Origin of the sequence: Chromobacterium violaceum ATCC 12472 (genome assembly GCF_000007705.1) — a bacterium.
Classification (GTDB): Bacteria; Pseudomonadota; Gammaproteobacteria; order Burkholderiales; family Chromobacteriaceae; genus Chromobacterium; species Chromobacterium violaceum.
Map to the genome: position 1 here is coordinate 3,829,341 of NC_005085.1, position 24,626 is coordinate 3,853,966.

Genomic DNA, 24,626 nt, shown 5'->3' on the forward strand with positions numbered 1-24,626 from the left:
ATTGCTCAGGCAATGGGGTTTTCGTTTTTCAGCGCTCCGTAAAGCTCGGTCCTAGCCGCAAACCGCCTTCCGCAGCCAGACCCAGCGACAGGCGCGCGCGCCGTGCCGCCCCGCCATCTCCCAGACGATGCCCCCCCAGGCCACCGCCCTCCTGCCTCTCGCCTGCCAACCGGTCAAACCTCGCAATACCTTGCCCCGCTCGGCCAGCGGCCGTTGTCCCTGACTGCCAGGCGCGGCACCCCATCGCCAGATGGCCGCGGCGGCGGCAGGGCTGGCCGCCAGCACCTTTTCGCTGCCGCGGCTGAGCAACGCCAACCCGCTGCACAGCCACGGAGACGAAAACGTTGCCCTGGCCTAGGCGCGGATTTCACAGCACTCCGCCCCGCCATTCGAGACAAACCACCATCGACAACACCCCAGGCGTAATAGGCGGCGCGCCGGCACCGGGCTTCGCCCCCACCGCCGCCACGCCAGGAGCAGTCGACCACTGACCTACCGGCAGCGGCCCAGACCCGCCGGCGAGTGCCGGCTGGGGTTCGGCGAGCGCGACGCCTGGGCGTTCACCAGCCAGGCGTCAGCCCTGCGCCGACGTCCCCTGGCTGCGCGCCAGGGGACGCGGCCCCGCCTGGCGGCCATCACTCATGCCCGGCCGACACCTGCCGTCCGGCATCCCGCTCCAGCTTCAGGAACTGCAGGCTGGACAGCATGGTCAGGCCGCCCATGATCAGGAAGGCATGGCCGAAATCGACGGCGGTCAGCTGCTGATGGCCCTGCAGCCAGGCCACGCTCTGCAACGCGAACGCGCCCACGGTCACGCCGAAACCCGCGGCCAGCTGCTGCGCCACGCTGGACAGGCTGGTGGCGTGGCTCAGCCTGTCCTTGTCGACATCGGCGAAGGTGATCGCGTTCAGGCTGGTGAACTGCAGCGAGCGCATGCACCCGCCCAGCACGAACACCAGCAGCAGCAGCCAATGCGGCGTATCGGCCTGGAACAGCGAATACACCGCCACCGAGCAGCCTGCCAGGATGCTGTTGACCACCAGCACGCGGCGGAAGCCGTAGCGTTGCAGCACCTTGGCGACGATGGTCTTCATGCCCATCGCCCCCATCGCGGTGGAGCAAGTCAGCAGGCCCGACTCGAACGGCGAGAAACCGAAACCCAGCTGCAGCATCAGCGGCAACAGGAAGGGAATGGTGCCGATGCCGATGCGGAACATGAAGCCGCCGACCACGCCGGCGTTGAAGGTGGGCAAGCGCAGCAGCGACAGATCCAGCAACGGGTGCGTCTGCTTGCGGTAATGCCGGAGATAGGCCAGCAATAGCGCCGCCCCCAGCGCCGACAGCCAGATCGAGGCGGTGGCCGACAGCATGTGCTTGCCCTCGGTGGCCAGGCCCAGCATCAGCATCGACAGCCCGGTGCCGGTGAGCAGAAAGCCCCACCAGTCCAGCCTGGGCACCTCGTCCTCCTTCAAGTTGGCGATGAAGCGTCCGGCCAGCGCCAGCCCCAGGAGGCCGATCGGGATATTGATCAGGAAAATCCAGCGCCAATGGAAATAGGTGCTGATGAAGCCGCCCAAGGGCGGGCCTATCACCGGTCCCAGCAGCGCCGGCACGGTCAGGTAGCTGAGCGCGCGCACCAGGTCCGCCTTGTCTATGGTGCGCAGGATCACCAGGCGCCCCACCGGCACCATCATCGCCCCGCCTATGCCCTGCAGGAAGCGCGCCAGCACGAAGCCGTGCAGGCTGCCGGTGGCCGCGCACAACAGCGAGCCCAGCATGAACACCAGGATGGCGGAGCGGAAAATCCGGCGGGCGCCGAAACGGTCAGCCATCCAGCCGCTGATGGGAATGAACACCGCCAGGCTGACCAGATAGGACGTCAACGCCAGCTTCAGCGAGATCGGGTCCACGCCCAGATCCTGGGCGATCACCGGCAGCGAGGTTGAGATCACGGTGGCGTCCATGTTTTCCATGAACAGCGCCGTGGCGACGATGAGCGGCGTCAGCATGCCGGGAGCGATTTTCAACTGCATGACAGAAAGGTGTGGGGGAAAGTTTTTTTATCTTACCACTTGCCGGCGACCGCCATGCCGGATGTCATGAACGCTAACAAAAAGCCGCCCGGAAGGGCGGCCTGTCATCACCTGCACGCAGCGGCTCAGTTGAAGGTCAACGCCGAGGTGAAGTCCCCCATCGGCTTGCCGCCATTCCTCACCAGCGCGACGTCGCGCGCGGTCACGCCCGGCAACGGCTGCAGGCCGAAGCGGCGGGTCAGGAAGCGCAGGATGGACGCGGTGTCGTATTGGGTGTGGTCGACATAGCCTTTCTTGGCGAACGGCGAGATCAGCATGGCCGGGATGCGGGTGCCCGGGCCCCAGCGGTCGCCCTTGGGCACCGCAGCGTGATCGTAGAAGCCGCCGTTCTCGTCATAGGTGACCACCACCAGCATGTTCTTCCACTGCGGGCTCTGCTGCAGCTTGGCGATCACCGAGGCGATGTGGGCGTCGCCATCGGCCACGCTGGCGTAGCCGGCATGCTGGTTCAGATTGCCCTGCGGCTTGTAGAACGCCACCTGCGGCAGCGTGCCCGCCGCCGCCGCGCCCAGGAAGTCCTGGTCGAAATCCTTCAGGTGCTGGCCGCGATAGGCCGCCTGCTTGGAAGGATCGAAGCCGGCGTAGTAGTTGAACGGCTGATGGTGGGCCTGGAAATTCGGCACGCTGCCATTGTAGATCTTGCTGCGGTCGGCGGTGGACTGCGCCCAGCCGCCGGCATACCAGGCCCAGCTCACCTTCTTGGCGTCCAGCCTGTCGGCGATGGTCGCCTGGGTCTGGGCCGGCAAGGTGTTGGCCTTGGCCGGGTCGGCGTAGAGGCCGCTGGCATCGCCGGAAGCCGGGGCGTTGCCGCTGGGCTGGAACGCCGGCTGCATGGTGTTGACCGCGTAATACATGCCGGCCGCGTCCTTGGGCGTCAGATTGCCGTCGTTCAGGTACTTGGCCGGGCCGGACAGCACCGATGCCGGCGCATTGGCGGCCGGCGTCAGGCGGATGAAGTTGCCGTTGCCGTCTACGTCTATCGCCGAGATGCTGCCCTTGGCCGGCGAGGCATCGGCATTCGGATACTGCGGCGCGCAGGCGCAGACCAGGTACTGGTGGTTGAGGAAGGAGCCGCCGAAAGCGCCCATGAAGAAGTTGTCGGCCAGCGTGTATTGCTGGGCCAGCTTCCACATCGCCATCTTGCTGCCGTCGTAATACCCCATGGACAGGCTGCCGGCGTCGGAGTAGGCGGCGAACTTGTCGTTGGCGCCGCCGTTGATCTGCATCTGGTTATTGTAGAAGCGATGGACCAGGTCGCGGGTGACCACCGACTGCGGCACCGCCACGCCGGTGCCGTTCAGGCCGTTGGGATCGTCGATCTGGAACGGTTTGTTGGCGAAACCTATGGTCTGCGCCTGGCTCAGCGTCACCGGCTGGCCGGCGGCGGTCAGGCCGCCCCAGGTGGGCGGCAGCGCCGGCAGAACCGAGTTGTCGAAATCCTTCTGCGCGACGTAGCCGCCCTTGGAGGCCGGATTCACGCCGGGCACGCCGTTGGCGCCGGGGAACAGGCCGTACAGATTGTCGAAGCCGCGGTTCTCGGCGTAGATCACCACCACGTTCTTGATGTCGGACAGCGCCATCCGCTTGTGCAGGCTGGCCTTGACGTCGCCACCTGCGCCCGCCTCCTTCATCGCGCCGGCGATGGCGTCGATGTTCTGGTTGATGGCCGCCTTCAACGCCGCCTTGACGTCGGGATCGCTTTCCTTGTTATGGTCACCCAACAGCTTATCCGCCGGCACGCCCACTCGGGCCGCCACCGCGCCGCGCGCGCTGGCGAGGTCCATGCCGCCGTCCATCAGGTCGGCCACTTCCGTGGACAACGAGCTGACCACGCCAGGGGCGGAAGCCGGCGCGCGGAACACCAAGGGGTCGGTCACCGGCGTCGCGGTTTTGGCGTCGGGATCGTAGCGGACGGCATCGGTTCCCACTTCGACCACCACATCGCCCTGCCCATTGAGGCTGAACGCGCCGTTGTCGTCGGTGTAGGTCGAGATTTCGGTGCTGTCGCAGCGGCCGTTGCCGTTACGATCGAGGCAGACTTTGGCATGGCGGAAGTAGCTGCCGGTCACCACCCCGCTGGTGGAGGCCGAGCCGCCGGCGCTGCCGCAGGCGCTCAAAACGGCGGCGCCGATCACGGTCAGCGCCAGCCCACAGGCTAAACGTTGCATCACGGATTTCCTTGCTGTTTAAGGTAAAATGCGAAGTATCGCGACGGCATGTTACATTACATTTACATTCTGTTAGTATTTTCCGTATAAACAGACGCTGTATTTCCATTTTCATCTTTCTGTCATGAAGCCGAAGTACAGTCCCGCCACCGCAATCGACGCCGTCACCATGCAACGAATCCTCGCGCTCATCCTGCTGTCCTGCTCCAGCCTCATCTCGGCCGGCGCGCCCGCCAAACCAGCTTATCAAGGCGCCAGCTACGCGCCGGGCCCGCGCCCTGTCAGCGCCAAGCAGCTGGAAGCGCTCGGCCGCCAGCTGTTCTTCGACCGCTCGCTGTCGGCCTCCGGCAAGATGTCCTGCGCCAGTTGCCACAGTCCCGACCATGCCTATGGCCCGCCCAACGGCCTGCCCGCGCAACTGGGCGGCCGGGATGGCAAGCAGCCCGGCACCCGCGCCGTGCCGTCCTTGCGCTACTTGCAGACCGTGCCGCCCTTCAGCGAACACTTCCACGACAACGACGGCAACGACAGCGAGGATGCCGGTCCCACCGGCGGCTACACCTGGGACGGCCGCGCCGACTCCGCCCACGCCCAGGCCGCGATGCCGCTGCTAGCCGCCAACGAGATGGCCAACGGCACGCCGGCAGCAGTCGTCGGCAAGCTGCGGCGCTCATCTTCCGCCGCGCGCTTCAGGAGCCTGTTCGGCGACGACATCTTCAGCCGCCCCGCGCAGGCTTTCGACAAGGCCGCCCTGGCGCTGGAAGTGTTCCAGCAGAATCCGCGCGAGTTCTATCCCTATGACAGCAAATACGACGCCTACCTGCGTGGCCAGGCCAAGCTGAGCGCGCAGGAGGCACGCGGCCTGAAAGCCTTCAACGATCCGGGCAAAGGCAACTGCGCGTCCTGCCACATCAGCCAGCGCAGCGAAGGCGGCGCCTTCCCGCAATTCAGCGACTACGGCCATATCGCCGTCGGCGCACCGCGCAATTCTCAGCTCGCCGCCAACCGCGACAGCCATTACTTCGACCTTGGCCTGTGCGGGCCGGCGCGCACCGACTTCAAGAACCGCGCCGACTACTGCGGCCTGTTCCGCACCCCCAGCCTGCGCAACGTCGCCACCCGCAAGGTTTTCTTCCACAACGGCGGCTTCCACGATCTGCGCCAGGTGCTGCGCTTCTATGCCGAACGGGACACGCGTCCGGAAAAGTGGTATCCGAAAGGCAAGGACGGCAAAGTGGCCAAGTTCGACGATCTGCCGGCGCGCTATCAGGCCAACGTCAACATGGAGGCGCCATTCGGCGGCAAGGCGGGCGGCAAGCCGATGTTCAACGAGCGCGACATCGACGACATGCTGGCTTTTCTGAAAACGCTGAACGACGGCTACAAGCCGGCGCGCCACGGCAAAAGCTGAGCGATAGCGCGGCCTGCCCGGCTATCCTGAATCATCGACTCCGTCCCGCGGGAGCCCCCGATGAAAGTGCTGCGCATCGTCGCCAATATCGCCACGGCCTCCCCGGCCGAAGCGGAACGCTTTTACCGCAATGTGCTGGGTCTGGACATGGTGATGGACCAGGGCTGGATCCGCATCTACGCATCCGATGCCTCGATGCAGCCGCAGCTCAGCTTCGCCAGCGAAGGCGGCTCCGGCACCCCTGTGCCGGCGCTGTCGGTGGAAGTGGACGATGTGGAGCAGGCGCTGGCCAGGGTTCGCGGCGCAGGCATCCCTGTCGTGTACGGCCCGGCCGTGGAGTCCTGGGGCGTGCGCCGCTTCTTCGTCCGCGATCCGCTTGGCCAACTGATCAATATCCTCCAGCATCTGGACTGAGCCTCCCGACGGGCTCCGCACAGCCGCTTGATCCCGTAGAACACCCTTCCGCAGCATCGCCTGCCGGCATATTTTCAAACACCGGCGGACAATGCGCCGGCACCGTGAAGCATAAAAACAGCCGTGCCCGCGCCCCCGCGGGGCCGACTTGCCGCGTCCGGCGCCGGAAGCCATTCATGAGCAGGCCCCAGCAGGCAAACAAAAAGCCCACCGCAAGCGGTGGGCTTTCCAACAGCGGGAACCAGCGCTCGGCTTACAGGCCGAACGGGTGGCGCAGCACGATGGTTTCTTCGCGGTCCGGACCGGTGGACACGATGTCGACCGGCGCGCCGCAAACTTCTTCGATGCGCTTCAGGTAAGCCTGGGCGTTGGCCGGCAGGTCTTCCCAGCGCTTGACGCCGACGGTGGTGCCGGTCCAGCCCGGCAGGGTTTCGTACACCGGCTCGCACTTGGTGACGGCATCGGAACCGAACGGCAAGATGTCGACCTTCTGGCCATCCAGCATGTAGCCGGTGCACAGCTTGATCTCTTCCAGGCCGTCCATCACGTCCAGCTTCATCACGCACAGGCCGGACACGCCGTTGATCTGGATCGAGCGCTTCAGCGCGGCGGCGTCGAACCAGCCGCAGCGGCGCGGACGACCGGTGACGGAGCCGAACTCGTTGCCGCGCTTGGCCAGGAAGGCGCCGATTTCGTTTTCCTGCTCGGTCGGGAACGGACCGGAGCCGACGCGGGTGGCGTAGCCCTTCACGATGCCCAGCACGTAGTTCAGCATTTGCGGCGGCACGCCGGCGCCCGGCGCGGCGGCGCCGGCCACGCAGTTGGACGAGGTGACATACGGGTAAGTGCCGTGGTCGATGTCCAGCAGCGTACCCTGCGCGCCTTCGAACAGAATGGGCGTGCCGGCCTTGTCCAGGTCGTACAGGGTGCGGGACACGTCGGCCACCATCGGCTTGATGCGCTCGGCCATCTTCATGGTGTCGGCCAGGATCGCTTCATAGCTCACCGGCTCGGCCTTGAACAGATTGGTCAGCAGGAAGTTGTAGTAGTCTACGTTTTCCTTCAGCTTGGTCTCGAAGCGGGCCGGATCGAACAGGTCGATCACCTTCAGCGCGCGGCGGGCCACCTTGTCTTCGTAGCAGGGGCCGATGCCGCGGCCGGTGGTGCCGATCTTGGCGTCGCCCTTGGCGGCTTCGCGGGCCTGGTCCAGCGCGATGTGGTACGGCAGGATCAGCGGGCAGCCTTCGGCGATCTTCAGGCGGGCGGAGGCGTTGACGCCGGCGGCCTCCAGCTCGTCGATCTCCTTCAGCAGCGCTTCCGGCGACAGCACCACGCCGTTGCCGATGAAGCACTCCACATCCGGGCGCAGAATGCCGGACGGCACCAGGCGCACGACGGTTTTCTTGCCATTCACCCACAGGGTGTGGCCGGCGTTGTGGCCGCCTTGGAAGCGCACAACGGCACGCGCGTGGTCGGTCAGCCAGTCAACGATTTTGCCTTTGCCTTCGTCACCCCACTGGGTGCCAATCACGACAACGTTCTTGGACATTGGAAAAAACCTCTTCGTCAGTCAGATTCAAACAAAAATTCAATGAAACGGCGCCAGCTGCCAACCATCGGCAGCGGGAACCAACTCTCGGTCGCAATTGAGCGCGGCCGCGGATTCGCCCAGATAATCCACCACCACCATCTCGCCTTCGGCGCGCAGCCTCGACACTTCCGCGGCGGCCGCCGGCAGATGCCGCGCGGAGACGCGGATGCCACGGCTGGGGTCTCGCTCCGGCAGGATGCGCAACAGGTCGCGCAGGTCCAGGCTGAAGCCGGTGGCGGGACGGGCGCGGCCGAAGCGGCGGCCGACATTGTCGTAGCGGCCGCCGCGGGCGATCGCGTCGGACCAGCCGGGCGCGTAGGCCGCGAACATCAGGCCGGTGTGGTAGAAGTCGCCGCGCAGCTCGGCCAGGTCGAAGCTCAGCTCCACCCTGCCCTCCATCGCGCGGGCGATGGCGGACAGCTGCATCAAGCCCAGCTCCACTTCAGGCAGCGAGGGCAGCCGGGTGCGCGCCTTCTCCAGCACCGCGGCCGGGCCGTACAGTTCCGGCAGCGCCAGGAAAGCGCTCTTGTAAGGCTCGGCCACGCCGGCCACCCGCGCGGCGATGCCGGCGGCGTCCTTGTTCTGCAGCAGGCCGAACAGCTCGCGACTGACCTCGGGCGACAGCCCGGCCGCCGCGGCCAGGCCGCGGTAAATGGCGATATGGCCGACATCCAGCCGCAGCTTCTTCACGCCGGCCTTTTCCAGCGTGGCCAGCATCAGCTCGATGATCTCCTGGTCGGCCTCGATGCCGGCGTAGCCGTACAGCTCGGCGCCCACCTGCAGCGGCTCGCGCGAGCTGGTCAGGCCGGACGGGCGGCTGTGCACCACGCTGCCGGCGTAACACAGGCGGGTGACGCCGGTGCGCTCGCCCAGCAGGTGGGCGTCGATGCGCGCCACCTGCGGCGTGATGTCGGCGCGCAGGCCCAGCTGGCGGCCGGACAGCTGGTCGTCCAGCTTGAAGGTTTTCAGGTCCAGCGTGTCGTCGCCTTCGCTCACCAGCGAGTCGATGTATTCGATCAGCGGCGGCAGCACCAGTTCGTAGCCGGCCACGCGAAAGCCTTCCAGCATCGCGGCCTTGGCCGACTCCACCTGGCGCGCGGTGGCCGGCAGGATGTCAGCGATGTATTCGGGTAACAGCCAATTACGCATTTCGTTTCAACAGAATAAAAGGCGGGGAAGGACCCGCCTTGTCATCAGCAAACTGGCCAGGTCGCCCCGGCCAGTCTTCTCAAAAAATCAATTGTCGCCTACTTGCTCTTGCCCTGCCCCGCCTGCGGATTCTTCAGATACTTGAAGAAGTCGCTGCTTGGGTCGAGCACCATCACGTCGCTCTTGTTCTTGAACGACTCTTTGTACGCCTCCATGCTGCGCCAGAAGGCGTAGAACTCGGGGTTCTTGCCATAGGCCTCGGCATAGATCGCCGCCGCCTTGGCGTCGCCCGCGCCCTTCAGCGCCTGCGCCTTGCGGTAGGCTTCGGCCAGGATCACGTCGCGCTGCTTGTCGGCTTCGGCCCGCACGCGTTCGGCGTCGGCCGCGCCCTCGCTGCGCAGCTGGCTGGCCACGGTGCGGCGCTCGGACTGCATGCGGTCGTAGACGGAACTGCTTATTTTATCCGGAAAATCGACTCGTTTTAAGCGCACGTCGAGAATTTCCACGCCTATTTTACGCGCATCCGCGTCCGCGCGCTTGCGAACCGTCTCCATCACCTGGTCGCGCTGGCCGGAAATGACGTCCGCGACGGTCTTCTGGCCGAACTCGGCGCGCAGGCCGTCGTTGATGGTCTGCTTCAGCCGCGCCACCGCGGCGGCCTCGGAGCCGACGCTCTTGTAGAACTGTGACACATCCACAACACGCCACTTCACGAAGCTGTCCACCAGCACGTTTTTCTTCTCGCGGGTGTTGAACAGCTCAGGCGCCTCGGCGTCTATGGTCTGCACGCGGCGGTCGAAATAGCGGACGTTCTGCAGCAACGGAATCTTGAACTGGATGCCCGGCTCGGAGATCACCTTCACGACTTCGCCGAACTGGAAAACCAGCGCGTACTGGCGCTGATCGACGGTAAACAGCGACAGGCTGGCGACGAACAGCGCGCCGACCACCGCCGCCAGGGTGGGAATCAGTCTTTCAGTCATCGCTCCGCTCCAAAGAAATCACGACCGCGCGACGCGTCGCGCCCGTTCTTCGCCGCCGGCGGCGAAGCCGGCTGGGCCGCAGCCTCCGGAGCCGGGGTTGCGGAGGGTTGCGCCGGAGCCGGCGCGTTGGCAGACGCCATCTGAGCGAGCTTGTCCAACGGCAGGTACAGCAGGCTGTTGCCGCCCTTCTGATCCACCAGCACCTTGCTGCTGTTGTTCATGATCTGCTGCATCATGTCCAGGTACAGCCGGTCGCGCATGACCTTGGGTGCCTTGTTGTATTCAGGCAACACTTGTTTGAAACGCTCGGCATCGCCCTGGGCGCGCTCGACCACCTGCTGCTGGTAGCCTTCGGCCTCCTGCACCAGGCGCGAGGCCATGCCCTTGGCCTTGGGCACCACCTCGTTGGCGTAGGCCATGCCTTCATTGCGCAGCTTGTCCTTGTCCTGTCCGGCCTTCACCGCGTCATCGAAGGCGGCCAGCACCGCCTGCGGCGGCTGCACGTCGTTGATGTTGACCTTGGCGATGCGGATGCCGGCGTGGTAGCGGTCCAGCACGTCCTGGATCAGTTTGCGCGCGTCGGCGGCGATCTGGGCGCGGCCCTCGTTCAGCACGAAGTCCACCTTGTTGCGGCCCACCACCTCGCGGATCGCGGTTTCGGCGGCCTGCTTGACCAAGTCCTTGCCGTCGCGCTCGCGCGCGGCGTTGTTGAACAGGAAGGCGCGCGCATCCTTGATGTCGTACTGCACCGACAGCTGCACGTCGATGATGTTCTGATCCGAGGTCAGCATCAGCGACTCTTCCGGCACGCGGTTCTGCGCGCTGCCACGGTAGCCGACCTCGACGCTGCGCAGTTCGGTCAGGTTGACGATCTCCGCCTTCTCGAACGGATACGGCGCATGCCACTGCAAACCGGGCTCAGTCAGCCGGTTGTAGCTGCCCAGGCGCAGCACCACGCCCTCTTCGCGGGCATCGACGATGTAAAAGCCGCTGGCCAGCCACAGCGCGGCCAGCACGCCGACCACGACGGCGGCGCCGCCCTTGTACGACGGCGGGGTGAACGACGCGCCGGGACGGTTGCCCTGATTGCCGCCCTGGCCGCCGTTGTTGGGCTTGCCGCCCAGCAGGCGGGAAAGTTTTCGGTTCAGATCACGGAACACTTCATCGAGGTCCGGTGGCCCATTCTGGCCGTTGCGGCCACGGTTCGGGTCATTCTGCGACATGCTCGTATGGTTCTTTATGGTTGTTTGCGAAAGGTTGCACCCGTTCGGCAATCGCCTCGCGCAAGAGTTCCAGGCCCTCGCCTTTCAGCGCCGACACGCGCACGGCAACGGCAACGCCGTCTTCGTCGCGCTCGATCTCCGGCGGCAGCTCGCGCAAGTCGCCCTTGTTCCACACGATCAGCTGCGGAATACCGTCGGCGTCGATCTCGGCCAGCACCTTGTTGACCTCGTCGATCTGCGCGTCGCGCGTCTCGTTGGCGCAATCCACCACGTGCAGCAGCAGATTGGCCTGCACCGTCTCCTCCAGCGTGGCGCGGAAGGCGGCCACCAGGGTGTGGGGCAGGTCGCGGATGAAGCCGACCGTGTCGGACAGCACCACCGAGCAATCGTGGTTCAGGAACAGCTTGCGGCTGGTGGTGTCCAGCGTGGCGAACAGCTGGTCGGCGGCGTAGATGTTGGCCTTGGTCAGCGCGTTGAACAGCGTGGATTTGCCGGCGTTGGTGTAGCCGACGATGGACACCGAGGAGACGCCGGCCCGATTTCGGCTCCTGCGCTGCGTATTGCGCTGCTTCTGCACCTGGGCCAGCCTGTCCTTCAAGGCCTTGACCCGGATGCCCAGCAGCCGGCGGTCGGTTTCCAGCTGGGTTTCGCCGGGACCGCGCAAGCCCACGCCGCCCTTCTGGCGCTCCAGGTGGGTCCAGCCGCGCACCAGGCGCGTGGACAAGTGCGACAGCTGGGCCAGTTCCACCTGGAGCTTGCCTTCGTGGCTGCGCGCGCGCTGGGCGAAGATGTCCAGGATCAGACTGTTGCGGTCGATCACGCGGCATTGCAGCGCGCGCTCCAGATTGCGCTCCTGGCCCGGAGACAGCGCGTGGTTGAAGATCACCACGTTGGCGCCGGTGGCGCGCACCATGGAGGCAATCTCCTCCACCTTGCCCTTGCCGGCGAACAGCGCCGCATCCGGGCGCTGGCGCTTGCCCTGCACCATGCCCAGGATTTCCACCTTGCTGCCGCGCACCAGCTCGGCGCATTCCGCGACGCTTTCCTGGTAGTCGGCATCACCAAAATCCAGGCTGACCAGGATGGCCTGGTCGCCTAAGTCGGGACGATCAAACACTGTTTGCTAACCATTCGTGAGTACGGCGATAAATGACAAAGGCCGAAAGGCCGCATCCTGAGATGCGGCCAATCGGCCCGATCGGCGAAGCGAGGACGGTTTAGGCGTCCTGCGCCTGTTCCTGCTTTTGCGCCGGGTGCTCGTGCGGGATATTGACCGGGCGGGCCGGAACCACGGTGGAGATGGCGTGCTTGTAGACCATCTGGGTGACCGTGTTCTTCAGCAGAACGACGTATTGGTCAAAAGATTCAACCTGACCTTGCAGCTTGATGCCGTTAACCAGATAAATGGAAACCGGCACGTGTTCCTTGCGCAGGATATTCAGGAAGGGGTCTTGTAACATTTGCCCTTTAGAGCTCATTCGTTTTTCTCCGAATCGTTGATTGTTGTATTAAGTCCAGCAAACAGCGCGGCGGCCTGCTTATTTTTAGCAGAAAACATTCCGCCGTACTATTTCTTGCTGTTTTTGCCGTAGCGAACTTCCTTTTCCCTGCCCCGCATCTTGGACATCGGCTTGGGCTTGGCCCGCGGCTTGTCCTTTTCGTCGTTGTCGAACGGGTTTTCCGACGACTTGTACTGCACTCTCAGCGGCGTACCCTGCAATTTGAACACTTTACGGAAAGTATGTTCCAGATAGCGGGTATAGCTGGCCGGAATGCTGTCCAGCGCATTGCCGTGCACGACGATCACCGGCGGGTTCTGGCCGCCCTGGTGCGCATAGCGCATCTTGGGACGGATCAGGCCCGAGCGCGGCGGCTGCTGGCGCTCCAGCGCCACCTGCAGCACGCGGGTGAGCTTCGGCGTCGCCAGCTTGCTCATCGCCGCGCGGTAGGCTTCGTCGATGGACTTGAACAAGTCTGCCACACCGCGGCCCTCGATGGCCGAGATGTAATGAAACTTTGCGAAATCCAGGAAGTTCAGCTTGCGGGCGATCTCGCGGCGCACGTTTTCCTTCTGCTCGCCGTCGAGATTGTCCCACTTGTTGACCGCCACCACCAAGGCGCGGCCCGCTTCCAGCGCGAAACCGGCGATGGTGGCGTCCTGCTCGGAGATGTCCAGCTGCGCGTCCAGCACCAGCACCGCGACGTTGGCGTCCTCGATCGCCTTCATGGTCTTGATGACGGAGAATTTCTCCAGCATCTCGTTGACCTTGGCGCGGCGGCGCACGCCGGCGGTGTCGATGATGGTATAGGTATGGCCTTCGCGCTCAAAATCAATATAGATGCTGTCGCGCGTGGTTCCGGCCTGATCGAAGGCGATCACCCGCTCTTCGCCGAGGATGGCGTTGACCAGCGTGGACTTGCCAACGTTGGGACGGCCGATCACCGCGAACTTCGGATGGCGGCTGTCCTCTTCCTCGACTTCGTCGGGGAAGCCTTCCAGCACCAGCTCCATCAGCTCGCGCACGCCGTCGCCGTGGGCGGCGGAGATCACCAGCGGCTCGCCCAGCGCCAGTTCGTGGAACTCGGCGCCGGCGATCGCGTGCTTCATGCCCTCGGCCTTGTTGACGGCCAGGAACACCGGGCGGTCCAGCTGGCGCAGGCGGTTGGCGATGATCTTGTCCTGCGGCGTCAGGCCGGCGCGGCCATCCACCAGGAAGACCACGGCATCCGCTTCGTCGACGGCCTGCAGCGTCTGCTTGGCCATCTCGAACAGGATGCCTTCGTCCACCACCGGCTCGAAGCCGCCGGTGTCGACCACCAGGTACGGTTTCTCGCCAACGCGGCCTTGGCCGTAGTGGCGGTCACGCGTCAGACCAGGCTGGTCGGCGACCAAGGCGTCGCGGCTGCGGGTCAGCCGATTGAAAAGGGTCGACTTGCCCACATTGGGGCGGCCGACCAGCGCTACGGTAGGTTTCATCTAAAACTGCTTATCCCAGATTCAGCATCGCCAGGCGGCCGTCGCGTCCCTGTACCAGGGCGGAGGAGCCGAGCGACACCGGTTGATTGACCGGTCCGGTGGTGCCGATCTTGTTGCGTCCGACGATGCCTCCGCTCTCGTTGGACAGCAGATGGGCATAGCCCTCGCCGTCCACCACCAGCACGAAACGCCCGATCATCGCGGGACCGGAAACGTCGCGGTATTTGAGGTCGTCGTTTTTCCATACATTGCGGCCGCTCTGGCGATCATACGCCCAGATCGATCCGTCTTCCGCCGTCACGTAGACATTGCGGGCGTCCACCGCCACGCCGCGGCTGGAGGACACTTCGCGCCCCCATTGCAGGCTGCCGCTGCGGGCGTCGAAGCACGCGACGCGGCCCTGGTAGGCCACCGCGCACACTTGGCCGCCGTCGAAAGCCGGCCGGCTGGTGACGTCGGTGACGCGCTCCAGCTCGGTGGCGCCGCGCGGCGTGGCCACCGCGCCCTGCCAGATGGTGTTGCCGGTAAGCGGATTGACGATGTCGACGCGGCCGCCGGCCTGCCCCACCATCACCGCCTCCTTGCCCACCGCCTGCATCGAGCCGTTGTTGCGCACGGTCAGCTGCGGCAGCACGTTCACCACCGACCATTGCTGCTTGCCGTCGGCCAGGCTGAAGCCGGTCAGGCGGGCGTCGTTGGTGCGGACCACGACGATGTCGCCGGCGATCTGCGGCGCTTCCAGCATCAGGCTGGTCAGCGGCTGTTCCCACAGGATCTTGCCGCTGGTGCGATTGACGGCCAGCAGCTTGGCGTCCTGGCTGCCGACCAGCACGGTGTCGCCGCTGACGGCCACCCCGCTGGCCAGCCCGCGCTTCAGCGCCACGTCGGACTGCACGCGGCCGGACAGCGCGTCCACGCTGCGGATGCGGCCGTCGGCGTCGGCGGTCACCACATTGCCGTTGGCGTAGACCGGCAGGAAGCTGGCGGCCGGCGCGGCCTGCTGCAGCGTCCATTTGACGTCCAGCGCCTGCAGCGGCTTGATCGCCGCCAGCGGGGTCGGCTGGAACTGGGTGGAGCCCTCGAACCAGCTGGCGCAGCCGGCCAGCAGCAGCGAGGACGTCAGGGCGGTAAGCAACAGATGGCGGCGCATGCGGTCAGCCTCCCAGCGCGTCGAGCTTGGTTTGCACCAGCTGGCGATTCGGGCTTTCGCCCTGCATCTTGGCCAGCGCGGCCTTGTAGGCGTCGCGCGCGCCGTTGCTGTCGCCCTTGGCGACGAACACATCGCCCTTCAGCTCCAGAAACTCGGCGTCGAACGCGGCCGGGTGGGCCTGATTCAGTTCGCCGATCGCGCCGTCGAACTTCTTCTGGTCCAGCAGCAACGAGGCCAGGCGCAAGCGGGCGATCGCCTGCAGCTCCTCGTCCTTGCCGTTCTTCAACACCCATTCCAGCTGGCTCGCGGCCAGCGCCGGATCATTCTTGTCGAAGGCGGCCTTGGCCAGCACCAGCGCGGCGCGGCTGGCGTAGAGGGTGCCGGCGTATTCGCCCTGCAGCTGCTGGGCAGCGGATTTCAGCTTGGCGATGTCCTTGGCGGCCACCGCGTCGTCGACGGCCTCATAGGCGGCGGCGGCCTTCTCGGACTGGCCGCGCTGGTACATGCCGTAGGCCTTGTAGCCCAGGTAGCCCAGGCTGACGGCCAGCACGGCGCCGCCGATCAGCTTGCCCCACTGCTGCCAGAATGCCTTCAGAGAATCGATCTGTTCCTGTTCCTGCAAGTCGAACGCCATCGCGTTCCCCCTTCCTATCAAGCTTTCAGAGTGGCGAGGGTGGCCAGAACCGCATCGGCCGCCACGGTCTGCTGGGCGACGTCGGCGCGCAGCGCCTTCACCACCACCTGACCGGCCTGGATTTCGTTTTCGCCGACGATCAGCGCGAATTCCGCGCCGCTGCCGTCGGCCTTTTTCATCTGCGACTTGAAGCTGGCCTCGCCCAGGTGCTGCACCACCGAATAGCCGGCGGCGCGCAGGGTTTGAGCCAGTTTCATCGAGTACAGGCCGGCGCCCTCGCCCTGGTTGACCAGAAACACGTCGACGCTGCGCTGCGCCGGCAGCAGGCCCTTGTCCTGCAGCAACAGCAGCACGCGCTCCATGCCCATGCCGAAGCCGATGCCCGACGCGGCCTTGCCGCCCAGCTGCTCGATCAGGCCGTCGTAACGGCCGCCGGCGCAGATGGTGCCCTGGGCGCCCAGCTCGGAGGTCACCCACTCGAACACCGAGCGGTTGTAGTAGTCGAGGCCGCGCACCAGGCGCGGATTCTCGATGTACTCGATGCCCAGCGCGGCGATCATCGCCTTCCAGCCCTCGTAATGGGCGCGCGACTCCTCGCCCAGGTAGTCGGACAGCTTGGGCGCGGCGTTGGCCATTTCCTGCAAGGCCGGGTTCTTGGTGTCCAGCACGCGCAGCGGGTTGGTGTGCATCCGGCGCTTGCCGTCCTCGTCCAGGATGTCGACGTGGCGTTCCAGGTAGGCGATCAGCGCCTCGCGGTGGGCGGCGCGCTCTTCGGCGTTGCCCAGCGAGTTGATCTCCAGCCGCACATACTGGCTGATGCCAAGGCGGCGCCAGAGGTCGGCGGTCATCGCGATGATTTCCGCGTCGATGTCCGGACCGGCCAGGCCCAGCGCCTCCACGCCCACCTGGTGGAATTGGCGGTAGCGGCCCTTCTGCGGGCGCTCGTGGCGGTACATCGGGCCCATGTACCACAGCTTGGGCGTGGCGTTGTACAGCAGATTATGCTCGACCACCGCGCGCAGCGTGCCGGCGGTGCCTTCCGGGCGCAGCGTCAGGCTGTCGCCGTTCAGGCTGTCGACGAAGGTGTACATTTCCTTCTCGACGATGTCGGTCACTTCGCCGATGGAACGCACGAACAGCGGCGTGCCTTCGACGATGGGGGTGCGGATGTTCTGGTAGCCGTAGTCGGCCAGCAGCTTGCGCAGCGCCTCTTCAAAGTATTCCCACTGGTAGGATTCGGCCGGCAGCACATCGTTCATGCCTTTGACCGCTTGGTATTTCTGAGCCATTGCTATCTTCTTGTATCAGCTGGATTCTGTTTCCGTCAGGCCTTCACCGGCCGGATCGGAATCGTGCGGCTGGCGACCTCGCGGCGCTTGGCCCCGCCCTCGCCATAACGCGTTTTCACATAGTTGTCGACGATGGCGGTGAATTCCGCCGGAATGTTATCGCCCTTCAGCGTCACATCCTTCTGGCCGTCCACGTAGACCGGCGCCACCGGCACTTCGCCGGTGCCAGGCAACGAAATGCCGATGTCGGCCAGCTTGGACTCGCCCGGACCGTTGACCACGCAGCCCATCACCGCCACCTTCATGTCTTCGACGCCCGGATACTGCAGCCGCCACACCGGCATCCGCTCGCGCAGATAGCTCTGGATATGATCGGCCAGCTCCTGGAAGAAGGTGCTGGTGGTGCGGCCGCAGCCCGGACAGGCGGTGACCAGCGGCGTGAAGCTGCGCAGGCCCATGGTCTGCAGCAACTCCTGCGCGACCACCACCTCCTTGGTGCGCGCCTCGCCCGGCTGCGGCGTCAGCGAGATGCGGATGGTGTCGCCTATGCCTTCCTGCAACAACACGGCCAGCGCGGCGCTGGAGGCGACGATGCCCTTGCTGCCCATGCCGGCCTCGGTCAGGCCCAGGTGCAGCGGGTAGTCGCAGCGACCGCCGAGCTCGCGGTAGACGCTGATCAGGTCCTGCACATTGCTGACCTTGCACGACAGGATGATGTTGTCGGGCGACAGGCCGATTTCCACCGCTTTCTCCGCCGACTCCAGCGCCGACACGATCAGCGCCTCCTGCATCAGCTTGGGCAGCGGCAGCGGGTTGGCTGCGCGGTTGTTGGCGTCCATCATCCGCGCCAGCAGCGCCTGGTCCAGGCTGCCCCAGTTGACGCCGATGCGGACGGCCTTGTCGTGCTCCATCGCGGTGCGGATCATGAAGGCGAACTTGTCGTCGCCCTTGGCGCCCTTGCCGACGTTGCCCGGATTGATCCGGTACTTGGCCAGCGCCCGCGCGCAGTCCGGGAACTCCTTCAGCAGCCGATCGCCGTTGAAGTGGAAATCGCCGACCAGGGGCACGTCGCAGCCCAGGTCGTCCAGCCGCTGGCGGATCTCCGCCACCCGCGCCGCGGCTTCCGGCGAGTTGACGGTGATGCGCACCACCTCGGAGCCGGCCTGCGCCAGCTGGTATACCTGTTCGGCCGTGCCCGCCGCGTCGGCGGTGTCGGTATTGGTCATGGACTGCACCATCACCGGCGCGTCCGATCCCACCAAAACATGCCCCACCCGCACCAGGCGGGTGGGGCGGCGCGCGATGTTCACGCTATCCATTCGCTACCCTGCATCACTTGAGTTGAATCTTGGCGGTGGTGCCCTTGATCTTGTCGGCCAGGTCCACCGGCTTGCCGTTGTAGCTCAGCTCCACCTGGCTGGCGTTGCCTATCACCACCTTGAACGGCGCGGTGCCGGTCACCTCGGCCGGATCGCCCGGCTGCATCACCTTGTAAATCAGCCTGCGGCCGTCGGCGTCCTGCACCGATACCCAGGCCGCGTCCTTGACGTTGACGCTGACCTTGTCCGTGCCCTGCGACTGCGGCGCGCTGGCTGGCTGCGCCTTGGCCGCCTTGGCCGGAGCGCTCGCCACAGGCTTGGCTGCGGCTTGGGCGGCGGATGCGGCCGGCTTCGCCGCGGCCGCAGTCGGAACGGAGGCCGGCCTAGCGGCCTGAACCGGCTTGGCCGGCTCGGAAGCGGCTGCCGCGCTGGCGGCCGGCGCGGACGACTGCTCGGTCAGCATCGGCGCCAGTTCGTTGGCCGCATGCTCGGCCGGCTTCTCCGGAGAACTGTCGCGGCTGGCATACCAGTAACCGCCGCCCGCCACCGCCGCGGCCAGCAACAGCAGGATCACCCACTTGCCTCCGCCCCCGGAAACCTCCTCGACGGCTTCCGCCGGTTCAGGCGCCTGTTCGCGCGCCGCCGTGCCCTTGACCAGATTGGCCACGTCATTGACCGCAGACGGGAAATGCTGCTCCAGCGCCTTCATCAGCGGCTCGGGATCCACCTCCAGAAACCTGGCGTAATTGCGAACAAAACCGCGGACAAAGGTGGCGCCTGGCAACGCGTCGAAATCGTCGCGCTCTATCGCCTCCAGCTGCCTGAGAGACAGTTTCAGCCTGTCCGCTACCTCCCCCAGGCCCAAACCGGCCGCCTCGCGAGCGGCTTTCAAGGTGGCGCCGATGTCGCCGTGCCCCGGCGCGTCATGATATTCGTGTTTTTCTTCCATCCTCAGCTTCCACTCAACAGCAGTTGTGTTTCCCTAGAGTCCGGAAACCGGTTCTTTAGTTCATTTCCGCACGCGCGCTCCAGCGCGGCGTTACCGGTTTTGCGGGCGATCCTGGCGCCCAGCCACAGCTCGGCGGCGCCCAGGCCGTTCATTCCGCCGCCGCTGCGCAGCCGTTCGAAATAGAACGCCGCCAACTTGGCATTGCCCAGGCCCAGTTGCATTTCTGCCAGTTCGCTCAAGGCGGGCGCGTAATTCGGCGCCACGCGCAAGGCGCTCAGCAAATAGTCGTTCGCCTGGTCGGTCCGCCCCAGCTTGGCGCTGCAACGGCCGAGGTTCAGATACGCCGATTGCGGCGAATCATACAACGGGTTGGCCAGCGCTTTCTGGAACAAAGCCAGCGAATCCTGCGGCCGTCCATGCTCGCACAGGAACAGGCCGTAATTATTGTTGACCTGCGGGTTGGCCGGATCCAGCTTCAATGCCTGCTGGTAGTCCTGCTCCGCCTTGTCGTCCATCTGCAGCAGGCCCAGCACGTAGGCTCGGCTCAGGTAGCCGGTGATGTAGGCGGGATCCGCCTGGACCGCCTGGTTGGCGTTGTCCAGCGCGGACTTCAGATTGCCTATCCTGGAGTACTCCACCGCCAGCTGGCTGCGGATCCTCGCCACTTCCGACGGATTGCTGCCATCCGCCGCGGCGGGGGCGATTACGCCAAATGCCAACAGCCATCCAGCCAATCTCCCCCGCCATGACGTCATGATTTCCTGTCCTCTATGATCTGCGTCCACTTGGCCTGGCGCCGCGTCTTGTCCTGCACCTGGCCGGCCAGCTGGCCGCAGGCCGCGTCGATATCGTCGCCGCGGGTCTTGCGCACGGTCACCACGTAACCTTGTTCTTGCAGAATTTCACGGAAAATGCGAATCGCGTTGTTGCTGGAACGATCATAACCCGAGTTGGGGAAAGGATTGAACGGGATCAGGTTGAACTTGCAGGGCACGTCCCGCACCAGCTCCAGCAGCTGGCGAGCATGTTCCGGCCTATCGTTGACCCCGTCAAGCATCACATATTCAAAGGTGATGAAATCGCGCGGTGCCTTTTCCAGGTAGCGGCGACAGGCCGCCATCAGCTCCGACAGCGGATATTTCTTGTTGATCGGCACGATCACGTCGCGGATCGCGTCGTTCGGCGCGTGCAGCGACACCGCCAGCGCCACCGGGCACTCCTCGCGCAACCGGTCCATTTGCGGCACCAGGCCGGAGGTGGACAGCGTCACGCGGCGGCGGGACAGGCCGTAGCCGTGGTCGTCCAGCATGATCTGCATCGCGCTGACCACGTTGTCGAAGTTGGCCAGGGGCTCGCCCATGCCCATCATCACCACGTTCGACACCACGCGCTCGTTCTTGGGCGTCACGCCCATCGCCTTGTTCGCCCACCACAGCTGGCCGATGATCTCGGCGGTGGACAGGTTGCGGTTGAATCCCTGGCGGCCGGTGGAGCAGAAGGTGCACTCCAGCGCGCAGCCCACCTGGGATGACACGCACAAGGTGCCGCGATCGTCTTCCGGAATGAAGACGGTTTCCACACCGTTGCCGGTGCCGACATCGAGCAGCCACTTGCGGGTGCCATCACTGGACGCCTGCCCGGTCATCAGCGACGGCACGCGCACTTCGGCGCGCTCGTGCAGCTTGGCGCGCAGGCTCTTGGCGAGGTCGGTCATCGCGTCGAAATCGTCTTCGGCCATCTGGTGCATCCAACGCATCACTTGCTTGGCGCGGAACGGCTTCTCGCCCATCTCCGCGAAGTGCTGCGTCAGCTGGTCCAGATTGAAGTCGAGCAGGTTGGTTTTCATGCAATCCTCAACAGGCAAAAGAGGCCGCCGGCAGCGGCGACCTCCGGTCATTCGACTACTTTTGAATCAGCGGGAGCTGATTTCGGAAGCGGCGAAGAAATAGGCCACTTCGATGGCAGCGTTTTCCACGCTGTCGGAACCGTGAACGGCGTTGGCGTCGATCGATTCGGCGAAGTCGGCGCGGATGGTGCCGGCTTCAGCTTTCTTCGGATCGGTGGCGCCCATCAGCTCGCGGTTCTTCAGTACGGCGTTTTCGCCTTCCAGCGCCTGGATCATCACCGGGCCGGAAACCATGAAGTCGACCAGGTCCTTGAAGAAAGGACGCTCTTTGTGCACGGCGTAGAAGCCTTCGGCTTCGGCGCGGGACAGTTGCTTCATCTTGGCGGCGACGATCTTCAGGCCCGCGGACTCGAAGCGGTCGTAGATTTTGCCGATCACGTTTTTGGCTACAGCGTCCGGCTTAACGATGGACAAGGTACGTTCGATTGCCATATAAATTCTCCCTAACGACAAGACAAGTGGCTAAACTTGAGTATTATGACGCCACTCGGGTTACCCAATTCTGACGAACCCGCTATTTTAGCAGCGTTTTCAATCACGTGCTGCATATTCCGATCAGGCACCATGCGCGAACAAAATCAACAGCAGACGCCGTACGACGGCGAAGACGAATCCAACCTCAGCGGCAAGTTGAAAAAGCGGCTCTGGATCGCGGGCGGCCTGGTCGCCGTGGCGCTGGCAGCCATCCCGCTGATGGACGCGCTGACCAAGCCCAAGGTGGAAATGAGCAGCGACGCGCAAAGCCCCAGCTCCGGCAAGATCATCAAACCGGCCTCGTCGGCGGATGCCGGCGCCATCGTCGTCCAGGTCGCCCCCGCCAGCTCGCCGATCGCCCAAAGCAGCGCGCCGGCGGCGGAAACCGCCAATCGCGCGCCGGCCTCTCCCGCCGAAACCAGTCCGGCCGCGCCGGACCTGAGCAAGACGCCGGCCATCGCCAACCAGCAGCCCTCGCATCGCGCAGCGCCGCCAGCCGCTCACGTCCAGCAACAGGCCGCCGCGCCCCAAGCCCCGGCAGCAAAACCCGCTACGCCCCCATTCAAGGAAGCGCAAGCCAAGCCGCCGGCGCAGCGCGCCGCCGCGCCGCGCACCGAAACCACAGCTACGCCGCCGCAAAGCGCCGCCCCAACGGAGGCCAGCCCCGCTCCCGCAGCGGCCGCCCCCAGCCCCGCCAAGGCGGAGCCGGCGGGCAGCTCAGTCGGCTACCAGGTACAGCTGGGCCTGTTCTCCAGCATGAGCAATGCGCAGAAACTGGTGCGCGACCTGCAGAAACACGGCATCGCTGCCCATACCGTCACTCGCGTGCAGCTGGGGCCGTTCAAGAACCGCGCCGAGGCGGAAGAGGCGATGAAAAAACTGCGCGAGCTCGGCTACTCTCCACTGCTGGCCGCCGGCGGGCAATAATCCCCCGAACCGCGCAACGAGAAAGCCCCAGGCAAAAGCCCGGGGCTTTTTGCTGCCCGCCTCGCAGCCTCGGATCCGGGTCGGACGCAGGAGCAAGCCGCGGCGGCTCGACCAAAACAGGACGCCTCGGCGCCGCAAGCCATATGCCCGCCCTCAAATACCATGGCGCTCACCCGACTCCAAGCCCCGCGAGGAACCCTGCAGCGAGCAGGGAAACAAGCAGGATGAGATGGCGAAATCACTGCAGCCGCCGACGGAAAGCCGCCTGAGCCTGCCACTATCCCGCAGCGCCCAGGCGAAATCGAGCACGATGTCCATGATCCGCCGCGTCGCGCCGCGTTTTGCCACCGCGCTCATGCCATCGCCGCGCGGCACCCTGCCTTCGCCTTTCCAATAGACGGCCAGGCCGGTCAGAAGATCCTCCTCCAACGAGCCCCGAGGCGGATGAGCTTTAGACATCCTTCAGCCGCGACTGCCGACAGACAAGCAACCCTGACGTGACATGGCAGCTGTTGATGCCTCCGCAATTTTCCCGGCACAACATGCCCAGACGGCTGGTTACGGGCAGACTTCAAGACGGCGCCGCCCAACGACAGCCCCGCTGCGTTGAGCTTGCCAGCAATGCAGCGATGCCCAAGCTCGAGAAAGCGCTCGATGAAATCTCGGAATACCGACGCATCCGCATTCAGCGAACGAGAATCTCGGCTCTTCGCCGGAGCGATCGCCTCGGAACATCCTCGCCCAGACGGATCAATGCTGCGCCACCCCGGCCCAACAACCCAGTCACGGATAATACACTCGCGGCAATTCAAAATGCGGGCCATCCCTGAAGTTCTTCCAATCTCCACCCCACACGATTGGAATTTTCAATTCCGAAGCAGCCTTCTTCATGGCAAGCCCCACCTCTTCAAATGCAGGCCAATTTTCCCAAGGAATAGCGCCATCCATCCATGGAGCCAAGTCAATCGCATGCCCCGTCAGATGACGGCTATTCATCGTGCGGCTTGCTCCTTGCCCAACCAACTCTTTTTGGCGAATGATGCTGCGCACCCCCTCGATGACAATGAAGTCCAAACTGGCGATTGCCTTTGCCCTTCTCGCCACCATGACCAAATCCACATGCACGCCGACCAAAAGCTCCTCGCTGCGCTTGCCAAAACATGACATGACACCCCCATCATTTAGCAGCCATACTAAGAATTTTCTGCCAAATATAACTTAACGCGGTATTGCCCATCGCGCCAAACAAGCCTGCGATTGCCAAGGTGATGTAGTAGCTTCTTTCGCTCTCGAAGCCAAGCAATCCTCCAAGCAGGCCTGTAAAACCCGACACAATCACTTGACTGAAGACACCAAAAATATTCCATTTTTTCTGCCTCCCCTGCACATCTATGATATAACGCACCACACCGCCCCAAGCAGAAAACCCGCCAATCAGCGCCCAAGTAAAAATTTGAGCATCACTAGGCTTTATGAATCCCATCATCTCTCCATCACCATGCCATGCCAGCCCAATCATCCCGAACAAACGCAACGCGATTCCGCCCTTGCGGCGATTTACCACACATCGCCGCATTCAAATATATCGTCCAATTCAATGCCCACGATTGCGCCAATAACATCATGATAAACACCGAAAATACAATCCAGGAAATAATATCAGAGCAATCCTAGCCTATTCAAAATCATGCCATGCACAGCCAAAAATCACAGCTCAAGAGCTGCGCCAGCGCATCACTCATGCCTCACACCCAAAGCATAATAATTCAATAGCCGCTGAACTGAATTCAAAAAGGGTTCACCTCTCAACCCTCGCAACGAGCTTCGACAGAGCCACGTCAATCAACTCGCGTTATCAAATAATATATCTCGACATGCATCCAAGCTTCGGCTATCGAATAGGCATCTTGCGCCCGATTGCATCCATAGCGCCCCGATTTTAATTTCATTTCAACCCAAAGCCAAACTC

23 protein-coding genes are annotated in these 24,626 nt (G+C 64.4%); 3 read left to right on the forward strand and 20 right to left on the reverse strand.

Annotation, left to right across the window (positions count from 1 at the left end):
- Nucleotides 1-635: 635 nt before the first annotated feature.
- On the reverse strand, nucleotides 636-2,033 hold the full coding sequence (locus CV_RS17415) for a DHA2 family efflux MFS transporter permease subunit (RefSeq protein ID WP_220468469.1): 1,398 nt from the start codon (nucleotides 2,031-2,033) through the stop codon (nucleotides 636-638).
- 125 nt (nucleotides 2,034-2,158) lie between these two features.
- Entirely contained in the window at nucleotides 2,159-4,261 is a 2,103-nt protein-coding gene (locus CV_RS17420) for an acid phosphatase (RefSeq protein WP_011137072.1), read from the reverse strand.
- Between the two features lie 169 nt (nucleotides 4,262-4,430).
- On the opposite strand from CV_RS17420, the gene CV_RS17425 reads away from it, so the two are divergent.
- Together CV_RS17425 and CV_RS17430 are read left to right on the forward strand one after the other, a co-directional pair.
- The gene (locus CV_RS17425; protein WP_043598245.1) at nucleotides 4,431-5,672 is read left to right on the forward strand and encodes a cytochrome-c peroxidase; all 1,242 of its coding nucleotides are present in this window, start codon (nucleotides 4,431-4,433) and stop codon (nucleotides 5,670-5,672) included.
- 60 nt (nucleotides 5,673-5,732) lie between these two features.
- A complete protein-coding gene (locus CV_RS17430) occupies nucleotides 5,733-6,086 on the forward strand; it encodes a VOC family protein (RefSeq protein ID WP_011137074.1) in 354 nt (117 codons plus the stop codon).
- 253 nt (nucleotides 6,087-6,339) lie between these two features.
- Here the strand turns inward: CV_RS17430 and CV_RS17435 are convergent, their stop codons facing one another.
- The 15 genes from CV_RS17435 to ndk all read right to left on the reverse strand — a co-directional run bounded on the left by CV_RS17435 (nucleotide 6,340) and on the right by ndk (nucleotide 21,688).
- Nucleotides 6,340-7,635, reverse strand: coding sequence for an adenylosuccinate synthase (locus CV_RS17435; protein WP_011137075.1), 1,296 nt, complete (start codon nucleotides 7,633-7,635; stop codon nucleotides 6,340-6,342).
- Nucleotides 7,636-7,674: 39 nt separating this feature from the next.
- Nucleotides 7,675-8,826, reverse strand: a complete 1,152-nt coding sequence (locus tag CV_RS17440; protein ID WP_011137076.1) for an ATP phosphoribosyltransferase regulatory subunit — start codon at nucleotides 8,824-8,826, stop codon at nucleotides 7,675-7,677.
- 98 nt (nucleotides 8,827-8,924) lie between these two features.
- Nucleotides 8,925-9,809 carry a protease modulator HflC gene (gene hflC / locus CV_RS17445; protein ID WP_011137077.1) on the reverse strand — a complete coding sequence of 295 codons (885 nt, stop codon included), beginning with the start codon at nucleotides 9,807-9,809 and terminating at the stop codon, nucleotides 8,925-8,927.
- Nucleotides 9,806-11,032: an FtsH protease activity modulator HflK gene (gene hflK / locus CV_RS17450; protein ID WP_011137078.1), complete on the reverse strand. Its 1,227-nt coding sequence runs from the start codon at nucleotides 11,030-11,032 to the stop codon at nucleotides 9,806-9,808. Before hflK ends, hflC begins: the two co-directional genes overlap by 4 nt.
- Complete coding sequence (gene hflX / locus CV_RS17455) at nucleotides 11,019-12,149, reverse strand: ribosome rescue GTPase HflX (RefSeq protein WP_011137079.1); 1,131 nt, start codon at nucleotides 12,147-12,149, stop codon at nucleotides 11,019-11,021. The genes hflK and hflX overlap by 14 nt, the downstream gene beginning before the upstream one ends.
- A gap of 100 nt (nucleotides 12,150-12,249) precedes the next feature.
- On the reverse strand, nucleotides 12,250-12,510 hold the full coding sequence (gene hfq / locus CV_RS17460; RefSeq protein WP_011137080.1) for an RNA chaperone Hfq: 261 nt from the start codon (nucleotides 12,508-12,510) through the stop codon (nucleotides 12,250-12,252).
- A gap of 89 nt (nucleotides 12,511-12,599) precedes the next feature.
- Nucleotides 12,600-14,009: a ribosome biogenesis GTPase Der gene (gene der, locus CV_RS17465; RefSeq protein WP_011137081.1), complete on the reverse strand. Its 1,410-nt coding sequence runs from the start codon at nucleotides 14,007-14,009 to the stop codon at nucleotides 12,600-12,602.
- A 10-nt stretch (nucleotides 14,010-14,019) separates the two neighbouring features.
- Complete coding sequence (gene bamB, locus CV_RS17470; RefSeq protein ID WP_011137082.1) at nucleotides 14,020-15,159, reverse strand: outer membrane protein assembly factor BamB; 1,140 nt, start codon at nucleotides 15,157-15,159, stop codon at nucleotides 14,020-14,022.
- A 4-nt stretch (nucleotides 15,160-15,163) separates the two neighbouring features.
- Nucleotides 15,164-15,793, reverse strand: a complete 630-nt coding sequence (locus CV_RS17475) for a YfgM family protein (RefSeq protein WP_011137083.1) — start codon at nucleotides 15,791-15,793, stop codon at nucleotides 15,164-15,166.
- Nucleotides 15,794-15,810: 17 nt separating this feature from the next.
- The gene (gene hisS, locus CV_RS17480) at nucleotides 15,811-17,082 is read right to left on the reverse strand and encodes a histidine--tRNA ligase (RefSeq protein WP_011137084.1); all 1,272 of its coding nucleotides are present in this window, start codon (nucleotides 17,080-17,082) and stop codon (nucleotides 15,811-15,813) included.
- A gap of 35 nt (nucleotides 17,083-17,117) precedes the next feature.
- On the reverse strand, nucleotides 17,118-18,401 hold the full coding sequence (ispG, locus tag CV_RS17485; protein ID WP_011137085.1) for a flavodoxin-dependent (E)-4-hydroxy-3-methylbut-2-enyl-diphosphate synthase: 1,284 nt from the start codon (nucleotides 18,399-18,401) through the stop codon (nucleotides 17,118-17,120).
- Between the two features lie 13 nt (nucleotides 18,402-18,414).
- Nucleotides 18,415-19,350: a helix-turn-helix domain-containing protein gene (locus CV_RS17490; protein ID WP_011137086.1), complete on the reverse strand. Its 936-nt coding sequence runs from the start codon at nucleotides 19,348-19,350 to the stop codon at nucleotides 18,415-18,417.
- A gap of 2 nt (nucleotides 19,351-19,352) precedes the next feature.
- A complete protein-coding gene (pilW, locus tag CV_RS17495) occupies nucleotides 19,353-20,069 on the reverse strand; it encodes a type IV pilus biogenesis/stability protein PilW (RefSeq protein ID WP_172539952.1) in 717 nt (238 codons plus the stop codon).
- A gap of 32 nt (nucleotides 20,070-20,101) precedes the next feature.
- Nucleotides 20,102-21,196, reverse strand: a complete 1,095-nt coding sequence (rlmN, locus tag CV_RS17500) for a 23S rRNA (adenine(2503)-C(2))-methyltransferase RlmN (RefSeq protein WP_011137088.1) — start codon at nucleotides 21,194-21,196, stop codon at nucleotides 20,102-20,104.
- Nucleotides 21,197-21,262: 66 nt separating this feature from the next.
- A complete protein-coding gene (ndk, locus tag CV_RS17505; RefSeq protein WP_011137089.1) occupies nucleotides 21,263-21,688 on the reverse strand; it encodes a nucleoside-diphosphate kinase in 426 nt (141 codons plus the stop codon).
- A gap of 132 nt (nucleotides 21,689-21,820) precedes the next feature.
- Here ndk and CV_RS17510 point away from each other — a divergent pair, with 132 nt between their 5' ends.
- Complete coding sequence (locus tag CV_RS17510) at nucleotides 21,821-22,657, forward strand: SPOR domain-containing protein (RefSeq protein WP_043596610.1); 837 nt, start codon at nucleotides 21,821-21,823, stop codon at nucleotides 22,655-22,657.
- Between the two features lie 153 nt (nucleotides 22,658-22,810).
- Here CV_RS17510 and CV_RS17515 read toward each other — a convergent pair whose 3' ends face one another.
- The 3 genes from CV_RS17515 to CV_RS17525 form a co-directional block, all read right to left on the reverse strand.
- Nucleotides 22,811-23,086 carry a hypothetical protein gene (locus CV_RS17515; protein WP_043596614.1) on the reverse strand — a complete coding sequence of 92 codons (276 nt, stop codon included), beginning with the start codon at nucleotides 23,084-23,086 and terminating at the stop codon, nucleotides 22,811-22,813.
- A 354-nt stretch (nucleotides 23,087-23,440) separates the two neighbouring features.
- Nucleotides 23,441-23,824, reverse strand: a complete 384-nt coding sequence (locus CV_RS17520) for a M15 family metallopeptidase (RefSeq protein ID WP_011137092.1) — start codon at nucleotides 23,822-23,824, stop codon at nucleotides 23,441-23,443.
- Nucleotides 23,825-23,834: 10 nt separating this feature from the next.
- Nucleotides 23,835-24,191, reverse strand: coding sequence for a phage holin family protein (locus tag CV_RS17525; protein WP_218567064.1), 357 nt, complete (start codon nucleotides 24,189-24,191; stop codon nucleotides 23,835-23,837).
- Nucleotides 24,192-24,626: the final 435 nt, after the last annotated feature.

Coding starts and splice junctions, on each gene's coding strand:
- CV_RS17415 (WP_220468469.1), bottom strand. CDS start 2,033: ATGCAGTTGAAAATCGCTCCCGGCATGCTGACGCCGCTCATCGTCGCC.
- CV_RS17420 (WP_011137072.1), bottom strand. CDS start 4,261: ATGCAACGTTTAGCCTGTGGGCTGGCGCTGACCGTGATCGGCGCCGCC.
- CV_RS17425 (WP_043598245.1), top strand. CDS start 4,431: ATGCAACGAATCCTCGCGCTCATCCTGCTGTCCTGCTCCAGCCTCATC.
- CV_RS17430 (WP_011137074.1), top strand. CDS start 5,733: ATGAAAGTGCTGCGCATCGTCGCCAATATCGCCACGGCCTCCCCGGCC.
- CV_RS17435 (WP_011137075.1), bottom strand. CDS start 7,635: ATGTCCAAGAACGTTGTCGTGATTGGCACCCAGTGGGGTGACGAAGGC.
- CV_RS17440 (WP_011137076.1), bottom strand. CDS start 8,826: ATGCGTAATTGGCTGTTACCCGAATACATCGCTGACATCCTGCCGGCC.
- hflC (WP_011137077.1), bottom strand. CDS start 9,809: ATGACTGAAAGACTGATTCCCACCCTGGCGGCGGTGGTCGGCGCGCTG.
- hflK (WP_011137078.1), bottom strand. CDS start 11,032: ATGTCGCAGAATGACCCGAACCGTGGCCGCAACGGCCAGAATGGGCCA.
- hfq (WP_011137080.1), bottom strand. CDS start 12,510: ATGAGCTCTAAAGGGCAAATGTTACAAGACCCCTTCCTGAATATCCTG.
- der (WP_011137081.1), bottom strand. CDS start 14,009: ATGAAACCTACCGTAGCGCTGGTCGGCCGCCCCAATGTGGGCAAGTCG.
- bamB (WP_011137082.1), bottom strand. CDS start 15,159: ATGCGCCGCCATCTGTTGCTTACCGCCCTGACGTCCTCGCTGCTGCTG.
- CV_RS17475 (WP_011137083.1), bottom strand. CDS start 15,793: ATGGCGTTCGACTTGCAGGAACAGGAACAGATCGATTCTCTGAAGGCA.
- hisS (WP_011137084.1), bottom strand. CDS start 17,082: ATGGCTCAGAAATACCAAGCGGTCAAAGGCATGAACGATGTGCTGCCG.
- ispG (WP_011137085.1), bottom strand. CDS start 18,401: ATGGATAGCGTGAACATCGCGCGCCGCCCCACCCGCCTGGTGCGGGTG.
- CV_RS17490 (WP_011137086.1), bottom strand. CDS start 19,350: ATGGAAGAAAAACACGAATATCATGACGCGCCGGGGCACGGCGACATC.
- rlmN (WP_011137088.1), bottom strand. CDS start 21,196: ATGAAAACCAACCTGCTCGACTTCAATCTGGACCAGCTGACGCAGCAC.
- ndk (WP_011137089.1), bottom strand. CDS start 21,688: ATGGCAATCGAACGTACCTTGTCCATCGTTAAGCCGGACGCTGTAGCC.
- CV_RS17510 (WP_043596610.1), top strand. CDS start 21,821: ATGCGCGAACAAAATCAACAGCAGACGCCGTACGACGGCGAAGACGAA.
- CV_RS17520 (WP_011137092.1), bottom strand. CDS start 23,824: ATGTCATGTTTTGGCAAGCGCAGCGAGGAGCTTTTGGTCGGCGTGCAT.